This is a genomic window from Anaeromassilibacillus sp. Marseille-P3371, assembly GCF_900169665.1.
In the GTDB taxonomy this organism is placed as follows: domain Bacteria; phylum Bacillota; class Clostridia; order Oscillospirales; family Acutalibacteraceae; genus Anaeromassilibacillus.
The window spans coordinates 702,456-714,047 of sequence record NZ_LT835157.1; the positions used below are offsets into that span (position 1 = coordinate 702,456).

At 48.0% G+C, this 11,592-nt stretch carries 10 protein-coding genes and 1 tRNA gene; 6 read left to right on the plus strand and 5 right to left on the minus strand.

Features of this window, described 5'->3' with window-relative positions:
* Positions 1–41 precede the first annotated feature (41 nt).
* Positions 42–1,298: an ROK family transcriptional regulator gene (locus tag B9Y59_RS02025; RefSeq protein WP_085531509.1), complete on the plus strand. Its 1,257-nt coding sequence runs from the start codon at positions 42–44 to the stop codon at positions 1,296–1,298.
* Between the two features lie 342 nt (positions 1,299–1,640).
* Here B9Y59_RS02025 and B9Y59_RS02030 read toward each other — a convergent pair.
* Positions 1,641–1,717 (minus strand) — tRNA-Val (locus B9Y59_RS02030).
* Positions 1,718–2,007: 290 nt separating this feature from the next.
* Between B9Y59_RS02030 and B9Y59_RS02035 the strand changes: the two genes are divergently transcribed.
* From B9Y59_RS02035 to B9Y59_RS02055, 5 genes are all read left to right on the plus strand, one after another.
* Complete coding sequence (locus tag B9Y59_RS02035; protein WP_158088918.1) at positions 2,008–2,862, plus strand: patatin-like phospholipase family protein; 855 nt, start codon at positions 2,008–2,010, stop codon at positions 2,860–2,862.
* A gap of 21 nt (positions 2,863–2,883) precedes the next feature.
* Entirely contained in the window at positions 2,884–3,588 is a 705-nt protein-coding gene (locus tag B9Y59_RS02040; RefSeq protein WP_085531513.1) for a flavodoxin family protein, read from the plus strand.
* Between the two features lie 79 nt (positions 3,589–3,667).
* Positions 3,668–4,645, plus strand: a complete 978-nt coding sequence (locus B9Y59_RS02045) for a metal ABC transporter substrate-binding protein (protein WP_242967188.1) — start codon at positions 3,668–3,670, stop codon at positions 4,643–4,645.
* A gap of 66 nt (positions 4,646–4,711) precedes the next feature.
* Positions 4,712–5,452, plus strand: a complete 741-nt coding sequence (locus tag B9Y59_RS02050) for a metal ABC transporter ATP-binding protein (protein ID WP_054324856.1) — start codon at positions 4,712–4,714, stop codon at positions 5,450–5,452.
* A complete protein-coding gene (locus tag B9Y59_RS02055; RefSeq protein ID WP_085531515.1) occupies positions 5,449–6,303 on the plus strand; it encodes a metal ABC transporter permease in 855 nt (284 codons plus the stop codon). Before B9Y59_RS02050 ends, B9Y59_RS02055 begins: the two co-directional genes overlap by 4 nt.
* A 1,088-nt stretch (positions 6,304–7,391) precedes the next feature.
* On the opposite strand, the gene B9Y59_RS02060 is transcribed toward B9Y59_RS02055, so the two are convergent.
* The 4 genes from B9Y59_RS02060 to B9Y59_RS02075 all read right to left on the minus strand — a co-directional run.
* Positions 7,392–8,633 (minus strand): MFS transporter, encoded by a 1,242-nt coding sequence (locus B9Y59_RS02060; protein ID WP_085531517.1) that lies wholly within the window; start codon positions 8,631–8,633, stop codon positions 7,392–7,394.
* A gap of 120 nt (positions 8,634–8,753) precedes the next feature.
* Entirely contained in the window at positions 8,754–9,395 is a 642-nt protein-coding gene (locus B9Y59_RS02065) for a TetR/AcrR family transcriptional regulator (protein ID WP_085531519.1), read from the minus strand.
* 168 nt (positions 9,396–9,563) lie between these two features.
* Positions 9,564–10,775, minus strand: coding sequence for a galactose/methyl galactoside ABC transporter permease MglC (mglC, locus tag B9Y59_RS02070; RefSeq protein WP_085531521.1), 1,212 nt, complete (start codon positions 10,773–10,775; stop codon positions 9,564–9,566).
* A 16-nt stretch (positions 10,776–10,791) separates the two neighbouring features.
* A partial coding sequence (locus tag B9Y59_RS02075; protein ID WP_143255351.1) for an ATP-binding cassette domain-containing protein occupies positions 10,792–11,592 on the minus strand: 801 nt, incomplete at its 5' end.

The following is an 11,592-nucleotide window of genomic DNA, read 5'->3' on the forward strand; positions in this document are numbered from 1 at the left end:
ATGTTACCCAAAATAAACCGTCTGGGGAGGTGATTTCAATAATGGATCAAACAAGCGTTAACCAGGCAAAAATACAGATGATTAATCGTTCGCTCATCCTCAATCTTCTTCGACAAGAGGGCCTTTGTTCGCGTGCAACCTTGGCGAAGCTGTCCGGATTGCGTCAGGCAACGATCACCAATATTGTAGGAGAACTTATTCACAGCGGACTCGTAGTGGAAACAGGTTTAATTGCCGGAGAGAAAAACCGGCGTTCGATTGGTTTAACTCTGAATGACGAACGATTTCAGGTGATCGGCGTTCATTTGACTCGCCAGACCTGTACGGCTTGCCTGATGGGGCTTTCTGGAAAACTATATGACAAATGGGAATGTCCCATTGTCCCAGAAGAACAGGGAGAGGCTGCATTAGAACGGGTGCGGACGATGATCCAGACCATTGTCCGGGAACATTCGGATGCGGAGATCTTATCCGCAGGGGTGGCGGTCCCCGGCCCTTACCAGGAGAGCGAAGACCGGCTTCTCTTTGTGACAGGGATGCCTGGCTGGCAAGACTGCCCAGTGCGGGAGACCCTTTCCAGAGGATTAGATTTGCCCCTTTATATTCTCAATGATGCAAATGCGGGTGCATTCGCACAGCTTTGGTACAATAGCCACGACGCCCATACACAAAACATGGTGTATATTTTAGCTGGACAGGGCATAGGCTGCGGAATGATTGTCGATGGCAAGCTTCTGCTCGGTCAACAAAGCCTTGCTGGAGAATTTGGTCACAGCAGTATTCAGTTTGACGGTCCGATATGTGCTTGCGGAAACCGCGGATGTCTGGAACAATACGGTTCCATGCGTGCGTTATTCGAACGGATTTCAGAACAACTTGACCATGGAGCTATCTCCAGGCTGCATCGGAATTGTTTGAATGTACATGCTTTATCTCAAGCGATCAAAAATGGGGATCGCGTTGCCTGTGATGCATACCGGTATGTCTGCGGGTTCCTAGCGATGGGGATTGTCAGTTTGATGAATCAGTTAAATCCAGGGAAAATTGTGATTGGCGATCAACTGGCAGAAATTTATCCGGAAATGATGTTGGATGTGATTACAAAAAGTGTCGAGAGTCGGACGAACGCTCTCTTGGCTGGTAACATTGTTGTGGAAGTAAATCAATTGCATCCAAATCCCTCTCTACTTGGGGCTGGTGCGTATGCGGTCCATCGAGAACTCGAAAAACCGGCGCGGTTGCTCACCGCAGTTACCCGACATACGATCTTGTATTCCTCAAGGCGAGAACTTGCTTAATCAAAAAAGAATCGTGCATGACGCTCTAAAAAATAGGCAAAAAGGACGCTCTACAGATCAGCCGGATTTACCCGGAGTAGAGCGTCCTTTTTTGTAGGATGGTTGATCGTATATAAAAATATTTATAAGAATAACCTGGTAATGTTCCTATTTTGCAACGGGAATATATATTTTATCGGTGTCTCTGAAAGCGTCGGGCTCCTTTATAAGCGGCGAAAGAAATGCCACTGTGTTTCTACTTATGGGCTACCCATATATGGCAAAAGCGAAATGACCCGACTGCTTTTCTAACTTGCAAAAATAAAAAAAAAGCTTTTGGAACAATTCATTCCAAAAGCTTTTTGGTGGACATTACAGGACTCGAACCTGTGACCCTTCGCACGTCAAGCGAATGCTCTAGCCAACTGAGCTAAACGTCCATTTTCTTTGGCAGCTCGTCCCCTGACAGAGAGCGCCAGGCCCTTTCTATCAGGGCAGAAAGGATGAGGCGTTTCTAAAGTGCTTCATTATTATAGCTGAAGCAAGGGGAAAAATCAAGAGGTTTTGTAAAATTTTTTTAATCTCACATCCATTCGCTTGTAAATATGGGGTGTTTGCCCTATACTGAAAAAATAGATAAGAGAAAAGAACTTCGAACCAGTGGGTGGACATGGCAGAATATGCCTTCGCATCCGTACTGGTCTGTCGAATAGAGAAAGGGGAATCTATTATGCCGGTTGGCCTAGTCTTGGAAGGCGGCGGAACACGCGGCGCTTATACCAGCGGAGTATTGGACGTATTTAGCAAAAATCAGATTATTTTCCCAGTGGTCTACGGAATTTCCGCAGGGGCGTGTAACGCCTTGAGCTATATTTCGGGGCAGGTGGGACGAAATTTCCACATCTTTTATGATTATATCCAGGACGACCGCTATATGAGCGTGGCCAGCCTGCGCCGGACGGGAAACCTGTTTGGCTTCGATTTTATTTTTGGGGAATTGTCGCGCAAGCTGTTGCCATTTGATTATAAGGCCTTTTTTGAATCGCCTGTGCAGCTCAAAGCAGGAACCACCGATTTGTACACGGGGAAACCGCTTTTTTTCGGAAAGGAAGAGATGGATGAACGTTTCCTTCCTGTACGCGCTTCCAGCGCAATGCCTTTTGTATCGGAAATCGTTTTCTATCAAGGGCATGCGCTGTTGGACGGGGGCTGTTCGACGTCGATTCCACTGCAATGTTCCTTGGAGGATGGAAACTCCTATAATGTAGTGGTTCTGACGCGTGACGCGTCCTATCGAAAAGGGGGCCGCCCGGAGTTTCCCCGCGCCGCGCTTCGGGCAAAGTATGGGGAATATCCTCTGTTTATTGACGCTATGTTGCGCCGGCCGCAGATGTACAATCGGGAGGTCGAACTGTGCAATCAACAGGAAAAAGAGGGGAAGGCGATTCTAATTCGTCCCAGCAGACCTATCCCTGTGGGGCGATATGAAAAAGATCCGGATCGTTTGAAGCAGGCGTATCAGATGGGGATGGCAGATGCGGAGGAAAAACTGCCGCAAATCCGGAACATGCTCACAAGAGTTTAAAGGAGTGTGAGGAAAGAGCGTATGAAGATTTGTATTCTTTATGGTAGCCCGCGAAAGAAAAATACGTACGCAGCGGTACAAGTCATCAAAGAGCAATTGAACCGATTGGGAAAGGTGGACTATAACGAATACTTTTTGCAAACGGAATCCCACGATTTTTGCTGTGGTTGCTATACCTGCATCGAGGGACATGAGGAGAAGTGTCCGCATGCGGCACATGTTCAACCGGTGATTCAAGCGATGCGCGATGCGGATGGTTTGATTTTTGCAACGCCGGTCTATGTGATGGACATGACGGCACAGATGAAAGCGTTCTTGGATCACACAGGCTATTTCTACATGGTACATCGCCCATATCCGGAGATGTTTCAAAAATCTGCCTTGGTGATTTCTACTGCTGCAGGAGGAGGAACCAAAGATGCCAATGCCTCGATCGCCCGCTCCTTGAAGCATTGGGGAGTCCGGCGCATTTTTTCCTGTGGGATTTCCATCTTTGCGCCGGGATGGGATGCCATTCCTCCCACTCGAAAACAGAGCATCGAGAAGAAACTCCGCCATACAACAGACCTCTTTTGGCGCTCTTTGGGAACGAAGAAGCGCCCGACCCTACATACATGCGCCCTCTTTTTTGTGATGCGGATGATGCAGAAGAAGAAAGCAGGGACGAGCGCTGACGCAGCATATTGGAGCCGCCAGGGCTGGCTGGATGGAAAGAAGCCTTTTTGAGCACCATGTTTCCCCTTGACAGACCGGGGACATCGGGGTATGATAGTAAATGCAAATCATTTGCATTTAGGAGGTTCCCGTGAAAAAGAACGTATACGCCGGTAACTCCGGCGTTTTTTATCCTTTGCGGCGTGTGATCGCCGCAATTTTGTGTATATGCCTGTTATGGCTGATACCAACTGGCTGCACGCCTCGTCAGACGGTAGATCCCCCACGGTTTCGGATTGTAACATCATTTTACCCTTTGTATATTATGGCGCTCAATATTACAGATGGGATTGAAGGGGTGCAGGTGGACAATATGGCAGGGCAACAGACCGGTTGCCTGCACGACTATCAATTGCAGTCGAAGGATATGAAAAATATTGAGCAAGCGGACGTCTTTGTCATCAACGGAGCTGGGATGGAGAGTTTCATGGAAAAAGTGACCGATCAGCTTCCTGATTTGCGTGTGATCGATTCCAGCGAAGGAATCTCCTTGCTCATGAGCGGCGAGGAGTCCCATGATCACGATGAAAAAGTGTACGACCATGACCACGGTGACGCAAATCCTCATATCTGGGTATCTATTTCCAACTGTATGCAGCAGGTGCGGACAATTGCAGATGGATTAAAAGAAGCAGATCCAGAGGATGCAGATGCTATAGAGGAAAATGCCCAGGAATATCTGGCGAAGCTCAGTGCGTTGCGCGGGCGTATGCATAAAACCCTGGACAATCTGCCAAACCGGGACATCATCACTTTTCACGAGGCATTCCCTTATTTTGCAGAGGAATTTGATCTGCATATTGTCAAGGTTGTGAATCGGGAGCCGGACAGCCAGCCCAGCGCCAAAGAATTGGCGGATACCATCCGGTTGATTGAAAGTACGGGTGTAAAAGCTGTGTTTGCAGAACCCCAATATTCCACCGATGCAGCGCAGATCATCGCACAGGAGAGTGGAGCGGAGGTCTATATCCTGGACCCAGCTGTCACGGGGGAGAACGATCCGGATGCGTACTTGCGCGCAATGGAACAGAATATGGAAGTTCTGAAAGAGGCATTGGGCAGCACATAAAATGCCTTTTTCTTTTACAATTCGTATTATTTTGATATTATAATACTAAATAGATGAGGTTCAAACATGGAACAATGCAAATGTAGTACGCAGATTCGCGGATTGACCGTGCGTAAACGCGATGGTACGATCATCCATGATGTTACATTGGATGTACACCACGGTGAAATTATGGCGATTATCGGGCGAAATGGCGCGGGCAAAACCACCTTGCTCAAGGCTCTCTTGGGGAGGATTCCCTATACAGGCAGTATCCTTTTTACCAATCCAAAAGGGGAGCGCGTGGAAAAGCCCCGCATTGGTTATGTGCCGCAAAATATGATTTTTGACCGTTCCACGCCTATGACGGTTGCAGACATGCTTTGCGCCAATCTCTCGGAATTTCCCGTTTGGTTGGGACATAAGAAAGAAAAGATGGCGCGTGCAGATGCCATGCTGCAAAAGGTCGGTGGAAAGAACCTTCTACAGAAGCGTTTGGGAAGTCTATCCGGAGGGGAGATGCAGCGGGTGCTGTTGGCGTTTGCCCTCGAACCCATGCCGGATATGCTGTTGCTGGACGAACCGGTTTCCGCCGTGGATCGAAAAGGAATCGAGGTCTTTTATGATCTGGTGACTTCTTTGCGCAGCGAATATCATATGCCAGTCATTTTGGTTTCTCACGATCTATCCCATGTTGCGCGCTATGCCACACGTGCGGCACTGCTTGACCGGACCATCCGGGTCAGCGGAGATGTGAAAAAGGTGATGGCTTCGCCGGAGGTACGGGAGACGTTTGGGCTGGATGTAGTGGGGGGTGTACACGCATGAGTGCTTTGTACAGCTTGATCGACACACTGTTGCCGTTTGAATGGACCGAATTCTCCTATATGAAAAATGCATTTCTAGCAGTGCTGTTGATTACGCCCTTATTTGGCCTAGTCGGGACCATGGTGGTAAACAATAAGATGAGCTTTTTTTCGGATGCACTCGGCCATTCGGCCTTGACCGGGATTGCCATCGGTGTGCTGCTTGGGGTGGACAATTACCTGCTCTCTATGTTGGGGTTTGCGCTTCTGTTTGCCCTATGTATATCAGCTGTTATGAGTTCCGGAACCTCGTCTGCAGATACAATCATCGGCGTTTTTTCCAGCACCGGCCTTGCGTTAGGCGTCGTGCTGCTTTCTGCAACAGGCGGCTTCGCAAAATACTCCAGTTATTTGATCGGGGATATTTTGACCGTACAGCCGTCTGAAATTGGCCTGCTGGCCATTGTATTGGCAGCCGTACTCCTGGTTTGGGTGGTGTTTTTCAACCGGTTTCTACTGACAAGCGTCAATACGGATTTGGCGGCAAGCAAAAACATTCATACCCGCCTGATGGAAAAGCTTTTTGTGGTGATTGTTGCTGTGATTGTTACGATTACAATCAAGTGGGTGGGTATTCTAATCATCAATTCCCTTTTGGTGTTGCCGGCAGCTTCTGCAAGGAATTTGGCCAAGAGTATGCGTTCTTATCACTTTTGGGCCATTGGTATCTCGTTGTTCTCCGGTGTCAGCGGGCTTATTGCATCCTATTATATGGGTACGGCAGCGGGGGGAACCATCGTTTTAATAGCCGCGGCGATTTTCTTTGTGACTTATGTACTGGGACATACAGGTGGAAAAAAACGTGTCGGATAAAACGCCTGAAATACCCTTCCCTAAGGGAATGTGGAGCTCCAGGAAGCCATTAAAAGTGAAAAGGGAACTGGAGAAGATACCTCTTCCTGCCGTAGTTTTTGTAAAGAGGCAAGTGGACGTCGGAGTAGACCGTCGATGATGATGTGTTGCCGAAGGTGCGCCTTGGCTTGAGAAGCAGGGAGGAAAGGGAGTTATTCTGTCCCGAAGGGGTTTACAGTTACGGCTTTTTTGCGGGAGATGTGCATGATATTTAACCATTTTTTGAAAATACAGTTTGGTGACATTTTCCTGTATAAGCACATGGAGTAAATAGAGAAATAAAGATTGGACAACAGGACGCCTTGGAATCCATATTTTTTGGATTCCAAGGCGTCATTTCTGTGTTTTTTTAGGTTTTCTTTTGCCGTTTCTTATGATTGTCCTACAACCATCGTTGTTTGCGTTGGTTTTTTCTGTGTTCTTTTGCCATTATAAGGAAACCGATAGGAAAGTTGGGAGAAGCTAGATTGTGGAGTCATGGAAAACACGCGTGGACGACCGCGATTTTGCCATTTCCGTTTTATATAGAAACTGACTGGAATAGCGATGGCTTTTCAATGCTTGTAAATACCGGATTTATCAAGCAGATAGGAATGAATAGAAGCAGGGAAATGTCAGTAATCCTTACATGATTCCGGCATTACTCCTATATCCGTATTTATACATAATACAAGAATGTATGTATCTACTTTCTGGATCAGAGACGTCGTTTCTGCGGCTGCTTTGGCTAATGTGGACGCCAGTGGACGTACGGACTACACCGGCGCTTCGCACTCTGTTAGGGTCCGTCCAGTCTACAAGCTATTCTAATTTTTCCATTTCTTCGCTTAACCATTCAAATTCTCTTGCAGTATAGAAACGATCCTCGAACCTGACGAAAATGTCAGAAACAGATACTCCATTGCAGCAAGAAAAGACGATTCATCCTACTCAAAATTTTTTAACACCTCGGACCATTCCTTCGGGACATGTTGCGTTGCTTGGAAAAGGTTTTTCAACACAAGGGAGAACACCTTTGTTTCCAACACCGCGATCGGGTCAGGCGGACATTAAGTTGCGGATTCTTCCAAATGAGCGAAGGTCTTTTTGGAGATCAGAGAAACGATGACGGAGAATACCACCGCAACGAAAAGAATCCACTGCGGTTGTTCTACCAATGCGTCAAATAGAAACCCGTAGAGCGCCTGCCCAACTGGTTGAGAGCAGATGGAGAGCCCGACGACATACGACAAAACCTTGCCGATCAGATGGCGAGGGGTTTCCTTCTGCAAAAAAGCCAGCATCATCACAGAGAACAGTGTACCCAATCCCATAAAGACAAATCCACATGTGGTAATGACCACATAACTGACCATGATAGAGGCGCCCAATGCCAGAGAAATACCAATCGGCAGAAGGCAGAGAGAAGCCAGCAAGAGCACCCAGTGCATATTCCGCAGGGAAAGTTTGGGGGCGAGTATGCCGGCTAGAATGCCACCGCAGAGTGCACCAGCGGCTAAAAGTACTTGGGTCAGACTGTAAAGGGAACTGGACAAATGCAGGGTGATTTTGACCATAGAGGGGACTCCTACGGTAATCAGGGAACTCAAAGCTAGGTTGAACAGCGATACAAAGATCACCACTCTCAAAATAACTGGCCTCTCGCGTATCATAAAATGTAAGCTTTCTTTTAAGTCATTTACTGCAGTGGTAAGAATTCCGCCGCTAGCTGCACGTTTTTCGAAAGGAATATGGATGAAAATCTCCATCACAGCGGAAAAGAGGAAGCTGGCTGCGCTGGCCCAAATGACCGGTACGACGCCCCACACACTGTAAAGCATTCCGCCGAGGATAGGACCGATCAGATTGGAGAGCGATTGTACTTGATTGATGATGGCGTTGGCCCTCAAGAGGTTGTTGGTACTGGAAAGAACGGGAATGCTTGCCTGAACCGCTGGCTGATAAAAGGCCTGGATGACAGAAAGGCAGATAAGCATGATCGCAACTAGGACAGCGGGATTTCCAGAGGCATTGAGTAGACCAAATACGGCTACCAGGGCGGCTGTACTGAAGTCGAGTATCACCATAATATTGCGGCGGTTGACGCGGTCTGCTACCATGCCGGCAATGGGGGAAAATAGGATCATGGGAATCATTGAAATGGCAAGTACCGATCCAAACAGAGCGGACGAACCGGTCTGATCGAGCAGATAGAGGGGCAACGCAAAACGTAGGATGGAATTTCCAAACAGAGAGATAATTTGACCGATGACGACCAGAGAAAAGTCGCGATTCATCAACTTTTGATACATAACAGACACCTGCTTTCAATTAAAAGTATAAATACCGGACGAAGGTATGAAAAGAAGAAAAAAGAGAGCCATTCAGAAGAATGGCTTACAAAAGGATCACAAAAGTGAGGAACCCATGGCTTATTCTGGCAGGATATTCACGCAAAAATTCTGAGCAACCTCACGAAGCTCATCGTCCACAATGGGCAGACCCAATTTTTCGAGCATATCCTCTAAAAAAGCAAGTTTTTGCATGAATTCTTTCCTGGATACGGGAAAAGCCGCTGGATTGATCCAGACGTTGACCAATAGAAGAATGGACTCAGCAGTCTGTTTTGGATATGGAATGGAGAGGGAGCCGTCTTTATTTCCTTCTTCGATCATTCTTTCCAATAGATGAGCCAACTGAACGCTGTCTTGAACCGTCTGCGCTAGGAATTTTGGATTTTTCAAAAGAGAGGGGAACAGGTGGTACATTTCCCATTGTTTTTGATTCGCAAGAGAAAGAAGAAAAGTCTGGCGGATCTTTTGCAACCCGTTTAGCTCCTTCATCTCTTGGACACGGTCAAATGGGTTCGATTCCATGGAGACGCGTGTAGTGACTGCATCAACAATATCCTCCTTGGACTTAAAGTGGTGATAAACCGCGCCTTTGCTCAGGTCACCAAGTTCATTCACAATGTCTTGAATCGTGGTTTGTTCATATCCTTTTTCCATGAACAACTTGAGTGCCGCATCGAGAATTCGTTTTTCGGTAATTTCTGGGTACTTATTACGAGCCATGCATTTCCTCTTTTCATACATTCGTTTGGTATGAATATAGGGTAACAGATTTTTTGATGTTTGTCAAGAAGGATTTTGTGGGGTTCGATTGATGGGAAAATGCCCGAAGAGCCTTCTGCAGAAGGGCTTCTTCGGGTATTTTCTCTGGCAATGGGTATATGGAATCGCTTATTTGCGCTTGTACTTGGACAGATCAATTGCTACCGCCACGGCAATAATAATTCCTTTGATAATCTGCTGCCACATCGGACTAATACCGATGAATTGCAAACCATACTGGATGACCGTGAAAATCAACACACCGCTGACAATACCGCCGACGGTGCCAATACCGCCGTTCAAAGATACACCGCCGACTACACAGGCTGCGATGGCATCTGTCTCATAGCCGTCGCCATAGTTGTTGGTTGCGCCAGCTGTCCGGGCGGCTTCCAACACGCCGCCAACCCCGTACATGAAGGAAGCGAGGATAAAGATCAGCATAATAGTCTTAAATACATTGATACCGGATACTACGGCCGCTTCCCGGTTACCGCCGATCGCATAAACCGCCTTTCCAAAGGTGGTCTTATTCAAGATAAACCAAATGGCGATCGTAAAGAAGATTGCGATTGGAATCAGGATGGAAAATTTGCCAAACAACTTTGTTTGACCGATTGCGGCAAAATCCGGACGGACGCCGCCGATCGGCTGGGAGCTGTTCGGAGGCATATCGAAATACAGAGAACATGCACCGTAGATCATAACCTGCACAGCCAAGGTGGCGATGAAGGGATGCATGTCATACTTTGCAACCAAGAAGCCATTGACCATACCAAACAGCATGCAAGCTATGATTGCTGCGATGATCGGCAAAATGACGGGAACCTGCGGGAGATCCGGGTAAAACCGGTTCGCGTATGTAGCGGTTTGCAGCATAGAGGTGGAGATAACAGCCGCCAAACCGACCATACGTCCGGCGGACAGGTCCGTACCTGCAATCAACAGTGCAAAACAGATACCCAATGCGATAATCAGTCGCGTGGAGGACTGCGTTAAAATATCGAGAAGTACTTGTACCTGCATAAAGCGCGGCTCGATAAAGCAAATCACGACAACCAACGCCAACAATGCCAGCATGATTGCGTTATTTGTCAAAAAGTTTTTCGCCGTTCTTGCAGAAAAGAAAACTTCCGGGTGTAAGCGATTGCTTTGAAGCATTTGCGCTACGCCATAGATAATGGCGATTGCCCCGATTCCAACGATAAACCAGGGAAGGTCAAATGTTTTCTCAGCATCCAGGGCGAACAAAAAGATAACGCCAAGGATGGCCAATACCACGCCAACGCCGACAAAGATCGACGCATACCGCTTGCGTGGGATGCTCTTTGTGTGTTCCATAGTGATGTTCCTCTCCTTACATAAATTTGGTAGCCAAACGCATAACGCCAACGGAGTCCGCCTCGCCGCGGTCCAGGAAGCCCGTGACACGGCCTTCGCACATGACCATGACGCGGTCCGCCATGCCCAACAGTTCGGGCATTTCCGAAGAGATCATGATAATCGACTTGCCTTCCTTAATCAGGTCATGCATGATCGTATAGATCTCATACTTTGCACCAACGTCGATACCGCGTGTCGGTTCATCCAATATCAGGATGTCCGGATGCGTCAACAACCAGCGCGCAATCAGAACCTTCTGCTGGTTGCCACCCGACAGGTTCTGCATCAATTCCTTCATGCTCGGCGTCTTTGTGTGCATGCTTTCGTTCGATTCGGTCGCCGCTTTAAAGCGTTTGCTCTCCTGCAACACGCCATGCTTTGCAAAGCTCTTCTGTGCAGCAATGACCGTGTTGTCCTCGATCGACAGAATGCCAAATACGCCGCTCTGACGGCGTTCCTCCGTCAACAGCGCCAGCCCATGCGCCTTTGCATCGCGCACCGACTTCACCTTGAACGGCTTGCCGTCCTTTTCCACATGGCCCGATGCAATCGCACGCAGACCGAACAAAGCCTCGACCATCTCTGTACGCTGTGCGCCTACCAGACCGCCGATGCCCAATATTTCTCCTTTATGCAGCTCAAACGACACATGCTGGAACGACTTCGGCAGCGGCGAACACAGATCGTCCACCTTCAGCACGACTTCCTTCCCCGGCTTGTACGCCTTCGGCGGGAAACGGTTCGTCATATCGCGCCCTACCATTCGGTTGATAAT

Bases quoted from the DNA above. Each gene is read 5' to 3' on its own strand.
- B9Y59_RS02025 (WP_085531509.1), top strand. From the start codon at position 42: ATGGATCAAACAAGCGTTAACCAGGCAAAAATACAGATGATTAATCGT.
- B9Y59_RS02035 (WP_158088918.1), top strand. From the start codon at position 2,008: ATGCCGGTTGGCCTAGTCTTGGAAGGCGGCGGAACACGCGGCGCTTAT.
- B9Y59_RS02040 (WP_085531513.1), top strand. From the start codon at position 2,884: ATGAAGATTTGTATTCTTTATGGTAGCCCGCGAAAGAAAAATACGTAC.
- B9Y59_RS02050 (WP_054324856.1), top strand. From the start codon at position 4,712: ATGGAACAATGCAAATGTAGTACGCAGATTCGCGGATTGACCGTGCGT.
- B9Y59_RS02055 (WP_085531515.1), top strand. From the start codon at position 5,449: ATGAGTGCTTTGTACAGCTTGATCGACACACTGTTGCCGTTTGAATGG.
- B9Y59_RS02060 (WP_085531517.1), bottom strand. From the start codon at position 8,633: ATGTATCAAAAGTTGATGAATCGCGACTTTTCTCTGGTCGTCATCGGT.
- B9Y59_RS02065 (WP_085531519.1), bottom strand. From the start codon at position 9,395: ATGGCTCGTAATAAGTACCCAGAAATTACCGAAAAACGAATTCTCGAT.
- mglC (WP_085531521.1), bottom strand. From the start codon at position 10,775: ATGGAACACACAAAGAGCATCCCACGCAAGCGGTATGCGTCGATCTTT.